Genomic DNA, 19,853 nt, shown 5'->3' with positions numbered 1-19,853 from the left:
TAAAGGGCTTTGACCGTCCTAGCCAAAGTTACGCAAATTATAAACGAGCAATCCTAATAAACTTGGTATTTGAAAGGAAGTCCAAGTTTAAGTCTTGATAATTATAAATATATAGTATTAAGCATCTTTTGATATGGCTGTACTTTTAATTTTACGAATAACTGGAAGATTAACTTTTTTAAAGTAACAGATCATTCTCACAGAAAAAATAATAGTTAACGATATGTATTGTGCAAAATTATAACCTAAAATAGGATATAAAAGCTTAAGGAAAAATATGCCAATAATACCTGCAATACAATATATGTCACTTTTAAAGACTTCAGGTTTTCTACCTGCAATTATATCTCTAAGTATTCCACCACCAACACCAGTTATACTTGCAACAAATAGCAATAACATAAGATTATAACCGCTTTCTATACCTTTAATAGCAGCCGACACGAAAAAAGCAGCTAGTCCAACAGCATCTATAGCTACAAATATGGTACTGTGTTTTAATCTACCACGAAATATAATTGGAATTGCTGCACCTAAAATTATAAATGGAATAGCCTTATAATTTGTAAAAAACACTGGTATGCCAGATCTTGTAACAACATCTCGGAGAACTCCTCCACCCATTGCTGTAACCGTAGCTAATATAAGAATACCGAATAAATCAAAATCTTCATCAATTGCGACTAAGGCACCAGATGCAGCAAATGCAAATATACCTACATATTCTAGAAATTCAATGTTATGCATAGTTAAAATACTCCTTATATTTAAAATATTGGACAAAAAAAGAGACGAATTGTACATCAATTCGCCTCTGTTATGTTACCTGAAAGATTCTCTTTAATACATAATTTTAATTAGTAAATAGCTGATTTACTTTTTAATTTTATAGTAAAAGATTGCTTCTTGGGTGTCTTACGACTTTCCAGAGTTTCGTCAGAATTCGGTCTTTTTGCCTGAGAGTTTGTTGCGACTTCACCTTCGGCGCTGCTACTTGCAGTCTCTCCCAAATTCATCATTCGATACTTTAAATTTTCAAAAATATTATATATTAGTTGTAATTGGATGTCAATAAGTTTAGCACTAGTATTGCTTGATTTTTTATAGAATTTTTTTAGATGCCTAATTAATTTTAAACAAATCTAATACAAAAAAGCTAAGAAGTTGAATTATGAGTGGTTATAATTTTAACAATGTTAAAAAATACATGAACATTATTGAAGAAAATGAACTTATTGTAATTGATATTTATTATGGACGCGAAAATGGAAAAAAGGAAAAACAGGTTCATCGAAAGTTTTGTAATGGAGTCAATCAAAGTAAATTCAATGTATTTAAGCTTTTTTTTAATGAATCAGATTAATGAACTACCGGAATTAATATGTATAGAAAGAATAAATTAAATATTATTTTACAAAAATCTATTGTTAGAAAGGATTAGATTTGCTAAAATAAAAGAGTTGAAGAAAAATGAAATTGATAATAGTATATTATTGTTAATTGCGTTTATTTTAACAAGCTACATATTCAATTATAAGGAAGGAGATTTTTTTATGATTTATTCAACAGAAGTTGACAGAATGGTATGCGTAGCAAAAGGACCAAATCATGGACCAGCTCCAATACCAGAAGAAGGAAAATGGGTACAAGCTAAAGAAATAAAAGATATATCAGGTTTAACACACGGAATTGGTTGGTGTGCTCCACAACAAGGTGCTTGCAAATTAACTTTAAATGTTAAAGATGGTGTTATTGAAGAAGCATTAGTAGAAACTATTGGATGCTCAGGAATGACACATTCAGCTGCTATGGCATCAGAAATTCTTCCAGGAAAAACTATCCTTGAAGCATTAAACACTGACCTTGTATGTGACGCTATAAATACAGCTATGAGAGAATTATTCTTACAGATCGTTTACGGAAGAACTCAAACTGCATTCTCAGAAGGTGGACTTCCAATAGGAGCTGGTCTTGAAGATTTAGGAAAAGGACTTAGAAGCCAAGTTGGTACTATGTACGGAACTAAAGCTAAGGGAACTAGATATCTTGAGATGGCAGAAGGATATGTTAAACACATAGCTCTTGACAAAAACAACGAAGTTATCGGATACGAATTTGTAAGCTTTGGAAAAATGATGGATTTCATCAAAAAGGGAATCGCTCCTGCAGAAGCTATAGAAAAAGCTACAGGAACATACGGAAGATTTACTGAAGCTGCAAAAGTTATCGATCCAAGACATGAATAAGGATAGGAGGAGAAGATTGTTATGGCATTATTTGAAAGTTATGAAAGAAGAATAGATCAGATATTACCAGTATTAAAGAAATACGGTATAAATTCAATAGAAGAAGCTAAAGCTGTTTGTGATGAAAAAGGCGTAGATGCTTATAATATAGTTAAAGGCATTCAACCAATTTGTTTTGAAAATGCATGTTGGGCTTACACAGTTGGAGCTGCAATAGCTATTAAAAAAGGATGTACTAAAGCTGCTGATGCCGCTGAAGCTATCGGAGAAGGATTACAAGCATTCTGTATCCCTGGATCAGTTGCAGACGACAGAAAAGTTGGAACTGGACACGGAAATCTTGCTGCAATGCTTTTAAGAGAAGAAACTGATTGTTTCGCATTCTTAGCTGGACATGAATCATTTGCAGCTGCTGAAGGTGCAATTGGACTTGCTAACTCAGCTAACAAAGCAAGAAAAAAACCATTAAGAGTTATATTAAACGGTCTTGGAAAAGATGCTGCATTTATAATCTCAAGAATCAATGGTTTCACATATGTTCAAACTAAATTTGACTATTATACTGGAGAACTTAAAATAGTTAAAGAAACTGCTTACTCAGATGGAGCAAGAGCAAAAGTTAGATGTTATGGAGCAGACGACGTTAGAGAAGGTGTTGCAATAATGCACAGTGAAGGCGTTGACGTATCAATAACTGGAAACTCAACAAATCCAACAAGATTCCAGCACCCAGTTGCAGGAACATACAAAAAAGAATGTATCGAACAAGGAAAGAAATACTTCTCAGTTGCATCAGGTGGTGGTACTGGAAGAACTCTTCACCCAGATAACATGGCAGCAGGTCCTGCTTCATACGGCATGACTGATACTATGGGAAGAATGCATTCAGATGCTCAATTCGCAGGATCATCATCAGTTCCAGCTCACGTTGAAATGATGGGTCTTATAGGAATGGGTAACAACCCAATGGTTGGAGCTTCAGTTGCAGTAGCAGTTGCTGTTGAAGAGGCTATGAATAAATAGGATAAAATTATTCTAAATAGAAAGTTGAGAATAATGGAGAATAACATCTTCATTGTTTTCGGCTTTTTTTATTTTATAGCAATGAGAAAACTTCGATTCAAGCATTAGGAATTAAGTTTCTTAATGCTTGAATTTTTTCGTACTTAAAATACAGGATTGTGGTAAAATAAAATGAGTTAGAAGATTATTATTTTGTATTAAATATATAATTATGAGGAAAAAGTGATAAGCTAAAAATGAAAGTAAGGAGGAGATTTTTGTATGAAGTGGAATGAGGCAAGAAGAGTATACCCTAATAAATGGCTTTTGTTTGAAGCTATAGAATCTCGTTCTGAGGGTGGCAAAAGAATTGTCGAAGAACTTTCAGTTATAAATGTGTATGATGAAGGAAAAGAAGCCCTTAAGGAATATGCTGAAAAACATAAAAAGGATAAGAGTAGAGAAATGTATGTTTATAATACCAAAAATGAAAAGCTTACTATAGAAGAAAGAAGTTGGATTGGAGTGCGAAAAAATGGTTAAACTTGACTTGAAATATGGACTCCCTTTTTGCACTGTTAAACTTTCTTATAATGGTAAATGTATGTCTATTAATAATGTATTATTAGATACAGGTTCAGGTGGTAGTGTATTTAAAATGGATGTCATTGAAGAAGTAGGCATAACAATAGAAGATAATGATGTTATTGAATCAGTATCAGGTGTAGGCGGTTCGGAATTTGTATATAAAAAAGATGTGGATTCCATATCTTTAGATGATTTAAAGCTTAATAATTTTAAAATAGAAGTAGGAGTTATGGATTATGGCTTTGATATAAATGGAATATTAGGAATGGATTTTATGAAAAAAGTAGGAGCGGTAATTAATTTAGATGAAATGAAAGTGATTAAGGGTAATAGGTAGGTGGTGGTACTGGAAGAATTCTTCACCCAGATAACATGGCAGCAGGTCCTGCTTCATACGGCATGACTGATACTATGGGAAGAATGCATTCAGATGCTCAATTCGCAGGATCATCATCAGTTCCAGCTCACGTTGAAATGATGGGTCTTATAGGAATGGGTAACAACCCAATGGTTGGGGCTTCAGTTGCAGTAGTAGTTGCTGTTGAAGAGGCTATGAATAAAATTATTCTAAATAGAAAGTTGAGAATAATGGAGAATAACATCTTAATTGTTTTCGGCTTTTTTTATTTTATAAATAGGTGTAAGCGAACTTGAGTTAATAGATGTAGGGTGCAGTATATTTGTCTGGTTCAAGAGTAGATCAAAATGCAACACATGATAAGTATTATGATTTTGATATTGTATATATTGTAGAAGATATTCAGTCATTTACAAGCAATAAGTAGTGGGTAGACCGTTTTGGTGAGAAACTGATTATGTAGGGAAGAACTAATGTATATTAAGTCTTTTATGGAACGTTATGAAATGGATATGTTTTTAAAAATGCTAAATTGGAAAATTGGAATTGATTATAAATTTTCGGTTTCTACGGGAAAGAGCTATATTTTGTATTTGGCATAGCTATAACTTGACGAATAGTATATATTTTAACAGGGTACACTATAAAATAGATAAACAAAGAATAATTGTCATAAAACAAAGAACATTGAAATTATTAACCGAAATTAGTATATTTAGTATATGAGAAAAATTTATATATAGTAAGGAGTTGATAGAGTGGAAGTGATAACTATAAAAGCGGATATAAATCAAAGCATAGAGAAGGTTTGGGAGTATTGGAATGATCCAAAGCATATTGTAAATTGGAGTATGGCCAGTGATAGTTGGCATGTTCCATTTGCAAAAAATGATTTAGAAGTTGGCGGAAAATTTATTTCAAGAATGGAAGCAAAAGATGGAAGTATGGGATTTGACTTTGGTGGTACATACGATGAAATAATTAAAAATAAATTTATAGCTTATACGTTAGGAGATGGAAGAAAAGTTAAAATTGAATTCATTAGGGATAGAGAGATGACAAAAGTAGTTGAAAGCTTTGAGGCAGAAGAAAGTAATCCGATTAAGATGCAAAAAGACGGCTGGCAAGCTATTCTTGATAATTTTAAAAAATATATAGAAAAAAATTAGATTGGATGATTAAGTTTTTTTAAAATAGCAATACAGAATTTGGGAAATAACAGTTTATGATAATAAGATTAGCAAAATTAGGATTCAAGCATTAGGAATTAAGGCGCTTAATGCTTGGATTTTTTTGACTTAAAAATACATTATTGTGGTAAAATAAAGTAAGTTGGAAGTGTACTTAAAAGCTAAAATTGATTGCTTTTATTTTCGGAGGTTATGTTTTATGGAAAAAGCATTTATAGATAGTCAAATTAAGGAATATTTATCAAAACAGTTTTTTTGCAGTTTATCAGTATTAGAAGAAGATAATACTACTTTTACTATAAATAGTTTAAGTAAATCACCATATATTAAAATTATGGCATTTAATAAATGTGAAGCCTGAATATCGCAAAAGTGCTCTTGGAACAAAAATAGTGTCTAATTTAACAGCAGATATTATTAAGCAAGGGGCTGTGCCTTTTTACTCTGCTTCAGTAACTAATCTTGGTTCTCAGATGGTTGCTAATCGTAGTGGGTACATACCATGTTGGATTGATACGTATGGTAATATACTTGATGGCAGTTCTTCTTTTAATATTTTTGTTAAGGATTTGGAATTATAGATTAGATTATGAGCATAGTACAAAATTACAATTTGAAAGTAGGTTTTATTATGGGAGAGTTATCAAAACTACCTAATATAGGAAAAGAAGTTGAAAGTCAGTTGAATAAAGTAGGTATATTTACTTATAATGAATTAAAAGATATTGGCACTGAACAGGCGTGGCTAAAAATACAAGAAATTGATGCTTCTGCGTGTATTCATAGATTGTTAGCATTGGAAGGTGCGATTCGTGGTGTTAAGAAAACAGCATTACCACAGGAACGTAAAGCAGAGCTAAAAGATTTTTATAATTGGCATAAAGGAAAATAAAAAGTTTAAAGGTATTTATTATGAAGTAGAGAGAAAGTATATGGAAATTAATTATCGAGGGAATGCAGAGAAATGAAAGAAAAATTTTATAATAGCATGGTTTTATTAAATATATTGTATAGAAAGAATTTAATGTTTTTAGAATCATTAAGGAAATTTGCATTATAATTTAAAGGAGGTTACATATGAAATATAAATGTCCATGTTGTGGTTATTATACTTTTGATGAAAGGCCTGATGGAAACTATGATATCTGTGAAGTATGCTTTTGGGAGGATGATCCAATCCAATTGAAAAATCCAACATATGATGGGGGTGCAAATCATGTCGGCTTAACTAAGGCTCAGGAGAATTTTTTGAAATTTGGGGCATGTGAACGGGAAATGATTATACATGTAAGAGAACCTAAACCAGAGGAACTAAAAGGACTTGATTGGTAATATAATAATCGGCATAGTTTATTGTGTAACCTTAAGATACAATAAATAATTGTTAAAAAAGCAATTGATGAATTAAATCAGTATGGGTTATTACCATATGAACCTAATGATGAATTTGATTGTGAATCAAGAGAGAGATCAAGAAGTATAAATATTAATAGTGCAGTAGAAGAAATAGCTGATAAAGAGCTGTAGGGTATTAGCTCTTTATTTTTTATGTTTTTGTAAGGAAATTCACCCCAAATATGATGATAAAATTAAATTTGATTTTGATAAAAAAGACAAGGATTGTCAGAATAAAAATGGATTTATGGTATAATTTATAGTAAGATGATTTGTTTGCTAAGGCCATAGGCTTGATTTCTATGTCATTGAGCTTTGTTTATTTAAAACATAGCCAATAAATAATATGTGTTTGAAAAATAATTTAGTTACCGGAGTTGCATAATATGATAAGAAAAGCAGTAACAAAAGATGCATCGCGGCTTGCAGAAATTTTAATATTTGCAAAAAGGACTGCATATAGAAAAATATTTAATAATGATAATGTTTCATTTAATGAAATGCAGGTTTTAGATTTAGCTTTAGATTTTCGAGATAAAGAATCTAAATTAGATAATTTGTATGTATATGATGATGGAATTGTGAAGGGACTTATTAGATGGGGAAAGATAGGTAGCAAAGATGCTGAAATTTTTGAACTTTATATTGATACCTTTTTTCAAGGACAAGGTATAGGAAATATTTTAATTAAAAATTGCATTGAACATGCAAAAGATGAAGGTACTATAAAAATATTTTTGTGGGTATTAGAAAAAAACTATAATGCTAGAAAATTTTATAAAAAACATGGATTTAAATGGGCTGGTATTAGTAAATTTGAGGAGGGTACTACAGAAGTACTTTTAAGATATAAACTAGAAGTGTAGAATTATAAAGTGGAGGTAAGTATACATATGTTAAAAATTAATACGGGGAGATTAAGTATTTTACCTTTAGATGAATATAATCTTGAACTTTCAATAAATGACTTTAATAAAATGGAGAAAAACTTAGGGTTAACTATTACAGAAAAAAACATTGGAACTAGAGAAAAAGATGTTTTTAAAATAAGGTTAAAAGGTGTGAAAAATAATCCTATAAATTATATGTGGTATACAACCTGGATTATAATTTTAAAATCAGAAAATAGAATTGTTGGTCACATAATGCTAAAGGGGTATCCTAATGAAAATGGAGAAGTTATAATAGGATATTATATGCAAGAAAAATATAGAGGCAGGGGATATATGTCCGAAGCAGTAAAAGAAATTTGTAATTGGGCTTTTTTGAATGACGATGTTAGGTATGTTATTGCTGATACTTTAAAAGATAATATAATATCTCAAAAGCTATTACAGAAAATTGGCATGGTATTTTATAAAGAAGATGATGAATGTTTTTGGTGGAAATTTAATTCAGAGTACGGAGTACAGAGTACAGAGTACAATGAAGGATGACTTTTCTCCGCGAGCGTAGAAAAATCTAAAACTTATTTTTTTATTGCTATGTAATTGTGAGGTGAATATAATTGAGGGAGTATTTTAAAAATATTGCGGGCGAGACTTTAAATGTAATTAATGATGGATATTATATTAATGACCTTAAGGAGAGAGTAGATATAAGAGACCTAGTAAATAAGGCTGTGGATGGTACAGAACTAATTAGCGAGTTTAGAGATTATAGTAAAACTTCAAATGCTTCTTTTAATAAATCAAAGCCAGCTATAGTTAATAATTCTACTATTAATACAATAATAGAGTTAAGAAACAGTGGAATTAGTGGAAATATAGTTGCTCTTAATTTTGCTTCTGCGAGGAACCCAGGCGGAGGCTTTGAAACTGGTGCTAATGCACAGGAAGAAAGCATTGCAAGAGCTTCTAGTTTATATCCATGTCTTATAAAATGTTCAGAGTTTTATGAATTTCATAGAAAGCAAGGTAGTCCATTATACTCAGATAAAATAATTTACTCACCTGATGTGCCAATCTTTAGGGATGACAGCGGCAAATTTCTAAATAAACCTGTTCTTTGTTCATTTATAACCTCTCCTGCGGTAAATGCTAATGTTGCAAGAGGAAGGAAAATTAGTGAAAGTATTATAAAAGAAACTATGAACATAAGGATTAGTAATATATTAAAGTTAGCTTTAAACAAAAATCCAAGTGCTATTGTACTAGGCGCTTTTGGCTGCGGGGTGTTTGGAAATAATCCTAAAGATATTTCACATATGTTTGCATTAAAGCTAAAAGAAAATATGAAGAGTATTAGTGATATAAAAATTGTTTTTGCCATATATGATAGGAATATGACAATGATAGATATTTTTCGTAAAGAGCTAAACAATCTATAAGGAGTGATTAAAATGGTTTTATTAGTAATTGATACACAAAAATTAATAGTAAATCAAAAATTATATGAATTTGATAAATTTATTTCTAATGTTAAAAGGATAATACATGAAGCTAGAGAAAACAATATTGAAGTAATATATGTACGCCATGATGATGGAGAAGGAACTGAATTGACAAAAGGAACTGATGGTTTTGAAATATATGAAGAGTTTCAGCCTATGGAGAATGAAAAAATATTTGATAAAAATGTTAACAGCGCTTTTAAAGGAACAGGTTTATTAGAGTATCTAAGGGATAAGGGAGAAAAAAATATAATCATTGTAGGGCTGCAAACGGATTATTGCATCGATGCTACTATAAAATGCGGCTTTGAACATGGCTTTAATGTTATAGTTCCAGCACATGCAAATACAACAGTTGATAATAAATTTATGTCCTCAGAGCAAAGTTATAAGTATCATAATGAATTTATGTGGAATGGAAGATATGCAAAATGTATTTCATTAGATGAAGTAATTAAAAGAATGAAATAGTAAAGGAGTGTATTTTGTGAAACGTATATTAGTTACAGGGGGAACTGTATTCGTCAGTAAATACATAGCAAAATATTTTGAAGCGAAAAAGTATGAAGTTTATGTTTTAAATAGGGGAACTAAAAAACAAATAGAAAATGTTAATTTAATATGTGCCGATAGAAATGATTTAAAAGATTGTTTATTAAAATATTCCTTTGATGCCATAATCGATGTGTGTGCATATAATCAAAATGATATAAGAAATATCTTAACAGCAGTAAGAGAATTTAAAGATTATATATTTATTAGCTCATCTGCTGTTTATCCAGAAACAAATGAACAGCCATTTTCTGAAAATCAAAAGACTGGTTTTAATTCAATTTGGGGCAAGTATGGGACCGATAAGCTTGAAGCTGAAGAATATTTGCTTTCAAAAGTTCCAAATGCATATGTTTTAAGACCTCCTTATTTATATGGACCTATGCAAAATGTATATAGGGAACCATTTGTATTTGAGTGTGCTTTAAAAAAAAGAAAATTTTATATACCTAATGATGGAAAGATGAAACTGCAATTTTTTCATGTGGAAGATTTGTGTAAAGTCATTGAAAAAATTTTAAAAACTCATCCAGGGGAACACATATTAAATGTTGGAAACACAGAATTAGTAGATATAAATACATTTGTTGAGCTGTGCTATAAGGTTGTAGGAACTCCTTTAGAAAAAGTATATGTAACTAATCACGATAATCAAAGAGACTACTTTAGCTTTTATAATTATGAATATGCACTAGATATTTCGAGGCAGAATGCTTTATTACCGGAACAAAAGGATTTATTTAAGGGATTAAAGGAATCCTATGATTGGTTTAAGGACAATCCTAATGAAGTTATAAAAAAAGATTATATAAAATTTATAAAGGAAAATTTTGAGTGATTTTTGAGGATACAAAGTAGATTTTAAAAGGCGAGTGAAAATGAAAAGAGTTCAAGAAGTTAAAAATGATATTTCTGTGGAGGTGGAATTTATGACTTTACTAGAAAGAGATAGAGAAAAAAGAGAAGAAGGAAGAGAAGAAGGAAAAGCAGAAGCAATAAAAGTGTTGATATTGAAACAATATAGTAAGGGACTTTCTGTAGAGTATATAGCAGAAATAAATGAAATAGATGTTGAATTTGTAAGAGCTGTAGTTAAGAATAATGTACCTAAAATTAATAATTAAAAAGTTAAATTAAAACCAATTATTTTAGATTAAGTATAAACCTTGCCATAAGTGCAGGGTTTATGTTTTTTTGTATGGAACAAAGTTTATTGATTAGAGAGTCATGCTACTGATAATTTTCAAAATCCTCAAATAGAGTGGAATGTAAATAATACGTACATTCAAAAGGAAGGCATTAACTGCGATTTTGGAGTGTTCAATTCATCTGATGAATTTTTTCAGAAGTATAAACAGTGGTTATCGCCAATAAAAAAGTGCATTTATCAAAATATTGGGTTTAAGTTTATGAATAGAAATGCAGAAAAAATTCGCGATTAGTAAAAGTTCATATTTTAAATAAGTGTAAAATAATACAAAAAGTACTTGCTACTTCCCTAGGGTAATGGTATAAATTAGTATTAAGATAGTTAAGTTTAGGAGATTATATATGGAGATATGGGAAAATAATCAATATGTAAGGAGCATAGAACTTAAAAGAGATAAAATAGAGTCTTATTCTAAGTATCCATTTAATTTGCCTGCAATAAAAAATTTGTCAAAATTAAAATTACACCCTAAAGTAACCTTTATAGTAGGGGAAAATGGTTCTGGCAAATCAACTATATTAGAGGCAATTGCAACTGCATATGGATTTAATGCAGAAGGGGGAACTAAGAATTTTAATTTTTCATCATGTGATACTCATTCTGAGCTGCAAAATTATATTAAACTAGTAAAAGGTATAAGGAAGCCAGAAGATGGATTTTTTCTTAGGGCAGAGAGTTTTTATAATCTTGCCACTAATATCGATAATTTGGATCGAGAACAGCCTTCAATTCCAAGGATAATAGATTCCTATGGAGGAATTTCGCTGCATAAACAATCCCATGGAGAATCCTTTTTTTCAGTATTCATGAATAAATTTAGGGGACATGGGTTATATATACTTGATGAGCCTGAAGCAGCGTTGTATCCATCAAGGCAAATGTCTATGATATCGAGGATGCATGAGTTGGTCGGTAAGAATTCGCAATTTATTATTGCTACGCATTCACCAATAATAATGGCATATCCAGATTCAATAATATATGAAATAAAAAATGGAATTAGGGCTGTTAGATATGAAGAAACTGAAAATTATATAGTAATGAAAAGTTTTTTAAATAATACTAAGGGAATTTTAAATATACTTTTAGAAAAATAATGCAAAGTAACAATGCTTCTACGGTAGTACAAGGAAAAAATTCCTCCGTTTCTACGGAATTTTAGGTGTGAATCTTTATAATGTAATATACAATATTTTTATACATTTATCATGAAATCATATTTAGTGAGGTTATCATACTGGAGGAAAAGCGAATATAACAAGAGAGGCTATATAAAATTGTGTTAAGAAAATAATAGAAAATTTATAAGTTAAAATGACAAGTATACTATGGAGGAATAATTTATGAAGCTATTTTTAATAAGACATGGACAAACAGATTGGAATGCAAAAGGAAAAATACAAGGAAGCTGTGATACTGAACTTAATGATACTGGTATGAAACAAGCAGAGGAACTGAGTAATATGGTACTAGAAAATGACTATAAATTTTCAAAAATCTATTCAAGCCCACAAAAAAGAGCACTTAAAACAGCAGAGGTTTTGAGTAGAATTACTAATGTTGAGCATGTAGCAATGGATGAGTTAAAGGAGATTAATTTTGGACAATGGGAAGGAATGTCCTGGAAAGAAGTTGAGGAAAAATATCCAACTGAATATGAAAAATGGCATATAAATCGAAGATACACAAAGCCGCCTAAAGGTGAATCTTATCAAGAAATGCTAGAGCGTGTTCTGCCAGTAATACATAAAATTATTAATGAAAATTATGATAATGTTGCAATTGTAACTCATAGTGCCGTAATTATGTGTGTACAATGTTATTTAACTAACACACCTTTTCATAAAATGCTGAGCTTTAAAACAGAGAATACTTCAATTACAGAAATTGATAGCGATTTATTAACTCAATGTAATAAATAAGTTTTTTCAATTAGTAACTTATGACAGTCTAATACTGGATATTCATGGGCTTAATAAAAATTATAGTGTACAAGTTTAAGGAAATATTTATATATGTTTACATATATAAATAAAATTGCTATAATTAATATGTTTATCTATGTACTGGGGAGGGTCAAAGATGAGAAAACAGACGAGAAAAATAATTATGTTAGTTGTTGCTATTGGAATTATCTTTTCATTAGGTGGGTGTAAAAAATCTAATAGCATTGTAGGAAAATGGCAAGATAAAAAAGATATAGTTGAGTTTAAAAGTGATGGAAGCTTCAAATCACAGTATTATTGGGGTGGTGGTGCTTACACTGTAAGTAAAAATAAGCTTACATTGTCACCAATTATGAGTAATAAAGAAGAATATACATATCAAATTGATAATAATGGTGATTTAATCTTAAAGGGTAAACAATCATATCATTTTACAAGTGTTAAATAATGAAAACAAAATGTATAATTGGTTAATGGCTTTTATTGATTTTGTAAAAATAACGATAAACTTATGTTTGTTGTTATTTTTTTACAATAGGATATAATTATAATAAGAAATACAAACAACGTTAGTAACATTTGGAGGTCGCAAAAGTGGACATAAGAGGGAAAAGCATTATATTAAAACCCTTAACAAGAGAATTGTGCCATGAAATATACAAAAAGTATGTAGCAGATCCAATGATGACAGATGAGACATATGAGTACTCAGTGGAAAAGGTGGATGTCTATTTTAATGAACGCGCAAAAGATCCTAAAAGAAGGATATTTGCTATTATTGTTAATGAAATTGCCATTGGTGAAGTTCAAATAAAATATATTGATAATATAATCAAAAAAGGAAATCTCGGCATTCATCTTGTAAATGATAGCGTAAAGGGAAAGGGATATGGAACAGAAGCAGAAAAACTTATGATTCAGTATGCGTTTGAAGAGCTTGGACTAAATACAATGTATGCTGATGCAGTTCTTAGAAATACAAGGAGTCAACATATTATGAGAAAATTAGGATTTCAATATATTTGTGAAGATGAAGTATTTAAGTATTATGAATTAAAAAAGGATAATTGGTTGAAGGAAGTCTCAGAGGAGTGAATATCATATGTTACCTAAAAGGTTATCGCGAAAAACTATTTATGAAAGTAAATGGGTAAATTTATATCGAGATGAAGTTCTTTTTCCTGATGGCAGGATAATTGATGAGCATCACATGTTAGATTTTCCAAGACAAGCAGTTGCAGCAATAGTAGAAAATGATAAAGGCGAAATATTATTTGTACATTCTTATAGATATACAACTAATTCTTTAGAATGGGAAATACCTGCTGGTGGAATTGAAGCTGGAGAAACTCCATGCATGGCGGCTAAAAGAGAAGTGTTAGAGGAAACAGGCTATGATGTTACAGAGTCTAATTTTATTTATTCTTACAATCCTTCAAATGGAATGTCGAATCAAGTATTTAATATTGTAAAATCCTCAGCTCTTGGAAGTGTTAGTGACTTTGATAAAAATGAAGTAAAAGAGGTTAGGTGGGTTTGTGTAAAAGAAATAAAAAGAATGATAAAAGATAATGAAATAAAAGATGGACTTTCACTTACTGCGCTGCTGCTGTATTTATTGAAATTATATTAGAATTTGCAGCCGTAATAAAGTGGAGATTAAGGAGGGCAATATGGATATAGCAGTACTGTCAGATATTCATGGCAATTATGTTGCACTAACGCGTTGCCTTGAATATGCATTTTCACGCAATATCAGCACATTTTTATTTTTGGGTGATTATATTGGTGAATTAGCCTACCCGGAAAAAACAATGCAGATATTATATGATTTGAAGGAAAAATATAAATGTTATTTTATCAAAGGGAATAAGGAGGATTATTGGCTAAATTACCGCGCTGATGGTGAAAAAGGGTGGAAGGACAAAAATTCTTGCAGTGGATCATTATTATATGCATACAATTCACTTACAGCTAGAGATTTTGATTTTTTTGCAAAGCTAAAGCTAACACAGGACATAAGTATTGGAGATATGCCAGCAGTAACTGTTTGCCATGGCTCACCAAATAAGATAAATGAAAAAATGTTACCAGATGATGCTAGGACTATAGAAGCTATGAATAGTGTGAAAACATCAATCATATTATGTGGTCATTCCCATGTGCAAAGAAAAATTGTATATAACAATAAATGTGCTTTAAATCCAGGGGCTGTTGGTATACCTCTTTTTAGTGGTGGAAAGACTCAGTTTTTGATACTGCATGGAAATGATGGAATATGGTCAGAGGAATTTATTAGTCTTGAGTATGATACTAATATGGTAATTAGAGATATGCATGAGGTAAAGCTTCATGAGCATGCACCTTACTGGAGCCTTATAACCGAAAATATTTTGCATGGAGGAAATATATCTCATGGTAAAGTTCTATCAAGAGCCATAAATTTATGCATGGAAGAGACAGGCAGTTGTGTGTGGCCAGATATTCCAGAAAGATTTTGGGCACAAGCTGTAAATGAAATAATAGGAGATTAATTGTGATAATAAAACATTTTATATAATGGAGGGGATTTTATGATTTTACCAACACATATAGTTGCTTCGGGTGGCATAATTACCAATGGGGAAAACAAAATTTTACTTGTGAAAAATCCACGTAAAGGTTGGGAATATCCAGGAGGCATAATTGAGCCAGGAGAAACATTACCTCAAGGACTAATTAGAGAAATAAGGGAAGAAACTGGTGTTAATGTACAGGTAGTTAATGTTGTTGGCATTTATTCAAATACTAAAAAGAAAAAAGGATATAATGGAGTTAAAGAAGTGCCAACGATTGTTACTATAGATTTTATTTGTAAGTACATATCAGGTGATTTAAGAACTAGTGAGGAAAGTGTTGAAGTAAAATGGTTCACTAAAGAAGAAGCCTTAAAGATAGTAAATCCAAAGCAGCAGTTAAGATTTAGAAGGGCATTAAATTATAAATCAGGTTTTTCGTGCTTAGGGTTTCAAGTAAATTCATCAAATGAAATTGAAGTACATGAAGAGTATTTATTTGATAGATGAATGGCAAAATTAATAATGCTAAGAGGTAATTTAAAAAATATATTGCTTGGGAAATAAAGAATGATTGGTGTAATTCTGAATAAATGCTTATGTGCTTTGAAATGGAGGATATAATATGGAAAAAGTATATTTTGTGAGACATGCAAAGCCAGACTTTTCAGTTCATGATGATTATTTAAGACCACTTACTGAAGATGGCTTTAGGGCATGCAAAAAGGTGACAGAATTTTTAAAAGATAAATCTATAACAAAAGTTTATTCAAGTCCATATAAAAGGGCCATAGATACTGTTAGGAATTTTGCAGAAAAATCAGCATTGGATGTTGAAATTATTGATGATTTTAGAGAAAGAAAAATTGATAATGTATGGATTGAAGATTTTAATGCTTTTGCTAAACAGCAGTGGAGTAATTTTGATTATAAGTTATCTGGTGGTGAAAGTTTAAATGAGGTTCAAAGCAGAAATTTAAAGGCTCTTATGTGCGTACTTGAAAAAAATGTGGACAAAAATATTGTTATTGGCTCTCATGGTACTGCTTTAAGTACAATAATAAATTATTTTAATAGTAAATTTGATTTTAATGAGTTTGAAAGAATTAAAAATTTTATGCCATTTATAGTTTGCTTTACTTTTGAAAATCGAAAGGTTATTAGTATTGAAGAGTTTATGCTGGACTAAAGATAAACCACTGTGAAACTTAAAGCTTATTTGTACCAAAATGCCGTCCTTTGGGCATTATGGTGCACATAAATTTTAATAGTTGAAGCGGTTTATCCATAAATATTTTTAAGGTAGTTGCTCCTTACCTAAGGTAATGGTGTAAATTAGTATTAGATTATATTTTTAGGGAAGGGGATTACTATGGAAAACATTATTATAAAAGATGGAATTGAAAAGATGGATTTTGAAAGGATAACAGAGATGCTTTCAAAGGCATACTGGAGTCCTCAGATTAAAATTGAAGAAATAAAAAAAGGTGCTATTAATTCAGCCTTGGTTGTTGGAGCTTTTGCGAGTGGCAGTGAACAAATTGGTTATGCCAGAGTGATTTCTGATAAAACAAGATTTGCATATATAACAGACGTATATATTGAAGAGAAATTTAGAAAAAAGGGAATAGGTCAAAAAATTATAAATTATATATTGCAGCATGAAGAATTAAGAGATGTGTATCAGTGGCTGTTAATAACAAAGGATGCTCACGGGGTTTATGAAAAGGTTGGTTTCAAGCCTACCGCTAGACCCATGGATTTGATGGAAATAAGAAATAGTAGGCCGCTGAGATAATGGAGGCATTGATTATGGATATTAAAGATATTGCTACTTGGGAGTTATTGCAAAAGAAAATGACCTGGGAACAATTAAAGTACGTACACAATAAAAAAATTTTGGATTTTGGAAGTGGACATGGTATAACAGCTAATCATTTTGCTTTAGATAATGAGGTTGTTGCAATTGAGCCAAATGAAAATATGCTTTACGATAGATTTACAGAAAATGATTATACACAAATAAAAGGCGATGTGAAGGAACTTAAGAATTTCAAAGATGAGTCCTTTGATGTGATATTATGTCACAATGTTCTTGAATACGCACATGAAAGAAAAGAAATTATAAGTGGATTTTCTAGGATATTAAAGAAAGATGGATATTTGTCTATTTTAAAACACAATAGGGCTGGAAGGGTTATGCAGATGGTTGTACTGCTAAATAACTTTGAGCATGCAAATGAATTATTAGAAGGAAAAAATGGACACGCACAGCAGTTTGGTGAAATTAATTACTATGAGGATTCGGATATCTTGGAATGGTCGGATAAATTAAGAATAGAAAAGGTCTTGGGAATGAGAACCTTTTGGGATTTACAACAAAATCAGGATATCCAAAAAAATAAAGAATGGCAGGAAAAAATGCTTAAAATAGAATTAAAGGTAAGCGAATTGGAAGAGTATAAAGCTATAGCATCTTTCCATCATGTTATTTTGCGAAAAAATTAGTATTATGGGGTGAGGTGAATTAAGTGAGGATATTGATTATAGGAGCGAGTGGATATCTTGGAAATACAATATATAAAAAGCTTAAAGCCATCAGTAGTGGTGAAATTTATGGAACATGCTGTAATTCTACTAGTAATGAGTTCCTGAAAATTAATGTGCTAAATAAATCAGATATAAAGAAGTTAATTTCATTAAAGCCAGACATAATTATTTGGAGTATTTATGATCCAGAACAAGAAATATCTTTATCGCAAATAGGTTTAAATGAAATTGTTAATAACCTTTCAGAGCATGTACGGTTAATTTATATTTCTACTACAGTTGGGCAAGGTAAAGATCAATCTGAAAATGTGCTTCCGCACAAGCGTAAGGATGATGAGTATTTTTATAAATATATTAATGGCAAAATTGAAGGCGAGAATATAGTGAAAACCATAATAATCACTTAATAATAAGACCGGGAAGTATATATGGGTATGATTATGATGGTAAAATGGATTCAAGAATGAAAGCATTATTCGAACTTTCAAAAACTGGTGAAAAATATTCAAGAACGGCTAATATGTATTCTAGCTATGTTAACGTAAAAAACTTGGCAGATGCTATAATTGAACTTGCGTATAAAGATATTACAGGAATAATAAATATTTCAGGTGAAAAACCAGTAAGCTATTATGATTTTTATGTGTACTTAGCAAATTTGCAAGGAATTGATAGCAGCTTTATAATACCTGATTATAAAGAGGAAGATAGGTATCATAATTTAAATAATGATAAAAGAAAACTTTTATTAAATACAGTAATAAGGGATTTGTTATGAATTCAAGGTGGAATGCAAATGATGCACTATAAAGATTCACGCCAAAATTCCGTAGGAACGAAGTAACAATGCTGAAGGAACAGTTTAAAAAAATTCTAATAAATCTTGGTTCAAAAATCATAAAATCCTTAGAGATTTCAATTGTCTGAGCATTTTCTCAGCGAGTATAAACATACACGAGGCTTGGGCTTTGCCAATTATCCTTCTTGAACCCAAAGCAAGCACTATTTTAAAATAGCCACCAAGATTTATAGAATTCTTTTAATGTGACGAAGCATTGTTACTTTGCTCTATTTTTTGATTGATCTTGTTACATAAAAAGATGGAACATTAAATTCATGAAGTCTACCTACGCCATTTGTGTCTTGGTATATATCTGTGAGTGTAAAGCCTGCTTGCAGCTGTCCACCAATTTGCTCTTCAATGGTATGTGAAAATTGAATTCCCCAATCATTTTTTATTGAAGCTTCATATAATTGTTTATCTTTTAAAGGATTAAATGGCAACTTATTAACTATTGCGGTTTCTTCATCATTGAAAATATAATTAATGCCATTATCCAAGCCTGCTAATAAAATGCCACCTTTTTTTAATACTCTATAGCATTCCTTCCAAACAGGAAGAACGTCTTCTATATAACAATTAGAAACGGGATGAAAAATCAAGTCAAAGGATTCATCCTCAAAAGGCAAAGGTTTTGTCATGTCAGCTCTAACTGTCTTAATATCATAATTTTCCCTTTTTGCTATTTCCTTTTCACTCAAAAGTTGTTTCTCTGAATAATCAAGTACTGTGCAGTTTGCACCTAATGCGGCGAATATTGGCATTTGCTGACCACCGCCAGAAGCTAAACCAAGTATTTTAGCATTATTAATTTCACAAAACCATTCTTTTGGTACAGGTTTTGTAGGCGTTAATAATACAAACCAATCATTATTTTTTGCTTTTTCAAAAACATTATGGCTAATTGGTTGTCCCCATTCCCATCCGTCTTGAACCCATTTATCAAAAAATTTAGAATTTATTTCCGTATATTGTTTATCCATATGAATAACCCCACCTTTTATTATAATATATTATAGGCTATGTTT

At 30.7% G+C, this 19,853-nt stretch carries 31 protein-coding genes, 2 pseudogenes and 1 riboswitch; of the genes and pseudogenes, 31 read left to right on the top strand and 2 right to left on the bottom strand.

Annotated elements, in window-relative coordinates:
* Nucleotides 1–117: 117 nt before the first annotated feature.
* Complete coding sequence (locus CUEA01_RS10890) at nt 118–747, bottom strand: trimeric intracellular cation channel family protein (protein WP_234121662.1); 630 nt, start codon at nt 745–747, stop codon at nt 118–120.
* A 187-nt stretch (nt 748–934) separates the two neighbouring features.
* Nucleotides 935–1,019: riboswitch (glycine riboswitch) on the bottom strand.
* Between the two features lie 152 nt (nt 1,020–1,171).
* Here CUEA01_RS10890 and CUEA01_RS10885 point away from each other — a divergent pair.
* The 31 genes and pseudogenes from CUEA01_RS10885 to CUEA01_RS10735 all read left to right on the top strand — a co-directional run bounded on the left by CUEA01_RS10885 (nt 1,172) and on the right by CUEA01_RS10735 (nt 18,762).
* Entirely contained in the window at nt 1,172–1,363 is a 192-nt protein-coding gene (locus CUEA01_RS10885) for a class I SAM-dependent methyltransferase (protein WP_234121661.1), read from the top strand.
* Nucleotides 1,364–1,553: 190 nt separating this feature from the next.
* Nucleotides 1,554–2,246, top strand: a complete 693-nt coding sequence (locus tag CUEA01_RS10880) for an iron-sulfur cluster assembly scaffold protein (protein ID WP_234121660.1) — start codon at nt 1,554–1,556, stop codon at nt 2,244–2,246.
* Between the two features lie 21 nt (nt 2,247–2,267).
* A complete protein-coding gene (locus tag CUEA01_RS10875) occupies nt 2,268–3,269 on the top strand; it encodes a GGGtGRT protein (RefSeq protein WP_234121659.1) in 1,002 nt (333 codons plus the stop codon).
* A gap of 261 nt (nt 3,270–3,530) precedes the next feature.
* Nucleotides 3,531–3,791, top strand: a complete 261-nt coding sequence (locus tag CUEA01_RS10870; RefSeq protein WP_234121658.1) for a hypothetical protein — start codon at nt 3,531–3,533, stop codon at nt 3,789–3,791.
* A complete protein-coding gene (locus tag CUEA01_RS10865) occupies nt 3,784–4,173 on the top strand; it encodes a retropepsin-like aspartic protease (RefSeq protein ID WP_234121657.1) in 390 nt (129 codons plus the stop codon). The genes CUEA01_RS10870 and CUEA01_RS10865 overlap by 8 nt, the downstream gene beginning before the upstream one ends.
* Nucleotides 4,173–4,397, top strand: a pseudogene (locus CUEA01_RS10860) (GGGtGRT protein); the annotation flags it as partial. The gene CUEA01_RS10865 and the pseudogene CUEA01_RS10860, both read left to right, overlap by 1 nt.
* Before the next feature lie 119 nt (nt 4,398–4,516).
* Complete coding sequence (locus CUEA01_RS10855; RefSeq protein WP_234121656.1) at nt 4,517–4,621, top strand: aminoglycoside 6-adenylyltransferase; 105 nt, start codon at nt 4,517–4,519, stop codon at nt 4,619–4,621.
* A gap of 64 nt (nt 4,622–4,685) precedes the next feature.
* On the top strand, nt 4,686–4,796 hold the full coding sequence (locus tag CUEA01_RS10850) for an aminoglycoside 6-adenylyltransferase (RefSeq protein ID WP_234121655.1): 111 nt from the start codon (nt 4,686–4,688) through the stop codon (nt 4,794–4,796).
* 156 nt (nt 4,797–4,952) lie between these two features.
* A complete protein-coding gene (locus CUEA01_RS10845; RefSeq protein WP_234121654.1) occupies nt 4,953–5,363 on the top strand; it encodes an SRPBCC family protein in 411 nt (136 codons plus the stop codon).
* 220 nt (nt 5,364–5,583) lie between these two features.
* Nucleotides 5,584–5,745: a hypothetical protein gene (locus tag CUEA01_RS10840; RefSeq protein ID WP_234121653.1), complete on the top strand. Its 162-nt coding sequence runs from the start codon at nt 5,584–5,586 to the stop codon at nt 5,743–5,745.
* A gap of 31 nt (nt 5,746–5,776) precedes the next feature.
* On the top strand, nt 5,777–5,965 hold the full coding sequence (locus tag CUEA01_RS10835; RefSeq protein WP_234121652.1) for a hypothetical protein: 189 nt from the start codon (nt 5,777–5,779) through the stop codon (nt 5,963–5,965).
* A gap of 50 nt (nt 5,966–6,015) precedes the next feature.
* Nucleotides 6,016–6,276, top strand: coding sequence for a TfoX/Sxy family protein (locus CUEA01_RS10830; protein WP_234121651.1), 261 nt, complete (start codon nt 6,016–6,018; stop codon nt 6,274–6,276).
* A 185-nt stretch (nt 6,277–6,461) separates the two neighbouring features.
* Nucleotides 6,462–6,716, top strand: a complete 255-nt coding sequence (locus tag CUEA01_RS10825; protein WP_234121650.1) for a CPCC family cysteine-rich protein — start codon at nt 6,462–6,464, stop codon at nt 6,714–6,716.
* A 449-nt stretch (nt 6,717–7,165) separates the two neighbouring features.
* The gene (locus tag CUEA01_RS10820) at nt 7,166–7,645 is read left to right on the top strand and encodes a GNAT family N-acetyltransferase (RefSeq protein WP_234121649.1); all 480 of its coding nucleotides are present in this window, start codon (nt 7,166–7,168) and stop codon (nt 7,643–7,645) included.
* A 27-nt stretch (nt 7,646–7,672) separates the two neighbouring features.
* Nucleotides 7,673–8,215 (top strand): GNAT family N-acetyltransferase, encoded by a 543-nt coding sequence (locus tag CUEA01_RS10815; RefSeq protein ID WP_234121648.1) that lies wholly within the window; start codon nt 7,673–7,675, stop codon nt 8,213–8,215.
* Between the two features lie 71 nt (nt 8,216–8,286).
* Nucleotides 8,287–9,108, top strand: a complete 822-nt coding sequence (locus tag CUEA01_RS10810; protein WP_234121647.1) for a TIGR02452 family protein — start codon at nt 8,287–8,289, stop codon at nt 9,106–9,108.
* Nucleotides 9,109–9,120: 12 nt separating this feature from the next.
* Nucleotides 9,121–9,642: a cysteine hydrolase family protein gene (locus CUEA01_RS10805; protein WP_234121646.1), complete on the top strand. Its 522-nt coding sequence runs from the start codon at nt 9,121–9,123 to the stop codon at nt 9,640–9,642.
* 16 nt (nt 9,643–9,658) lie between these two features.
* Complete coding sequence (locus tag CUEA01_RS10800) at nt 9,659–10,561, top strand: NAD-dependent epimerase/dehydratase family protein (protein WP_234121645.1); 903 nt, start codon at nt 9,659–9,661, stop codon at nt 10,559–10,561.
* A 43-nt stretch (nt 10,562–10,604) separates the two neighbouring features.
* Nucleotides 10,605–10,847: pseudogene (locus CUEA01_RS10795) on the top strand (Rpn family recombination-promoting nuclease/putative transposase); the annotation flags it as partial.
* Nucleotides 10,848–11,274: 427 nt separating this feature from the next.
* Nucleotides 11,275–12,030: an AAA family ATPase gene (locus tag CUEA01_RS10790; protein WP_234121643.1), complete on the top strand. Its 756-nt coding sequence runs from the start codon at nt 11,275–11,277 to the stop codon at nt 12,028–12,030.
* Between the two features lie 246 nt (nt 12,031–12,276).
* Entirely contained in the window at nt 12,277–12,855 is a 579-nt protein-coding gene (gene cobC / locus CUEA01_RS10785; protein ID WP_234121642.1) for an alpha-ribazole phosphatase, read from the top strand.
* Nucleotides 12,856–13,015: 160 nt separating this feature from the next.
* A complete protein-coding gene (locus CUEA01_RS10780) occupies nt 13,016–13,327 on the top strand; it encodes a hypothetical protein (protein WP_234121641.1) in 312 nt (103 codons plus the stop codon).
* 146 nt (nt 13,328–13,473) lie between these two features.
* Nucleotides 13,474–13,974 carry a GNAT family N-acetyltransferase gene (locus tag CUEA01_RS10775; RefSeq protein WP_234121640.1) on the top strand — a complete coding sequence of 167 codons (501 nt, stop codon included), beginning with the start codon at nt 13,474–13,476 and terminating at the stop codon, nt 13,972–13,974.
* A gap of 7 nt (nt 13,975–13,981) precedes the next feature.
* The gene (locus tag CUEA01_RS10770; protein WP_234121639.1) at nt 13,982–14,512 is read left to right on the top strand and encodes an NUDIX hydrolase; all 531 of its coding nucleotides are present in this window, start codon (nt 13,982–13,984) and stop codon (nt 14,510–14,512) included.
* Between the two features lie 40 nt (nt 14,513–14,552).
* Complete coding sequence (locus CUEA01_RS10765; RefSeq protein ID WP_234121638.1) at nt 14,553–15,413, top strand: metallophosphoesterase family protein; 861 nt, start codon at nt 14,553–14,555, stop codon at nt 15,411–15,413.
* A gap of 39 nt (nt 15,414–15,452) precedes the next feature.
* Complete coding sequence (locus tag CUEA01_RS10760; protein WP_234121637.1) at nt 15,453–15,944, top strand: NUDIX hydrolase; 492 nt, start codon at nt 15,453–15,455, stop codon at nt 15,942–15,944.
* Between the two features lie 115 nt (nt 15,945–16,059).
* A complete protein-coding gene (locus tag CUEA01_RS10755; protein WP_234121636.1) occupies nt 16,060–16,623 on the top strand; it encodes a histidine phosphatase family protein in 564 nt (187 codons plus the stop codon).
* A gap of 183 nt (nt 16,624–16,806) precedes the next feature.
* Nucleotides 16,807–17,232: a GNAT family N-acetyltransferase gene (locus CUEA01_RS10750; RefSeq protein WP_234121635.1), complete on the top strand. Its 426-nt coding sequence runs from the start codon at nt 16,807–16,809 to the stop codon at nt 17,230–17,232.
* A gap of 14 nt (nt 17,233–17,246) precedes the next feature.
* Nucleotides 17,247–17,942, top strand: coding sequence for a class I SAM-dependent methyltransferase (locus CUEA01_RS10745; protein ID WP_234121634.1), 696 nt, complete (start codon nt 17,247–17,249; stop codon nt 17,940–17,942).
* Nucleotides 17,943–17,965: 23 nt separating this feature from the next.
* Nucleotides 17,966–18,391, top strand: a complete 426-nt coding sequence (locus tag CUEA01_RS10740; protein ID WP_234121633.1) for an NAD-dependent epimerase/dehydratase family protein — start codon at nt 17,966–17,968, stop codon at nt 18,389–18,391.
* A 44-nt stretch (nt 18,392–18,435) separates the two neighbouring features.
* Nucleotides 18,436–18,762 (top strand): Rossmann-fold NAD(P)-binding domain-containing protein, encoded by a 327-nt coding sequence (locus tag CUEA01_RS10735; protein ID WP_234121632.1) that lies wholly within the window; start codon nt 18,436–18,438, stop codon nt 18,760–18,762.
* A 290-nt stretch (nt 18,763–19,052) separates the two neighbouring features.
* Here the strand turns inward: CUEA01_RS10735 and CUEA01_RS10730 are convergent, their stop codons facing one another.
* A complete protein-coding gene (locus CUEA01_RS10730) occupies nt 19,053–19,808 on the bottom strand; it encodes a class I SAM-dependent methyltransferase (RefSeq protein WP_234121631.1) in 756 nt (251 codons plus the stop codon).
* Between the last annotated feature and the right edge of the window lie 45 nt (nt 19,809–19,853).

This window comes from Clostridium hydrogenum, assembly GCF_021432385.1.
Taxonomy (GTDB): Bacteria; Bacillota; Clostridia; order Clostridiales; family Clostridiaceae; genus Clostridium_S; species Clostridium_S hydrogenum.
The sequence above is the reverse complement of the archived record's forward strand: the minus strand, read 5'-3'. Positions and strand labels throughout refer to the sequence as shown.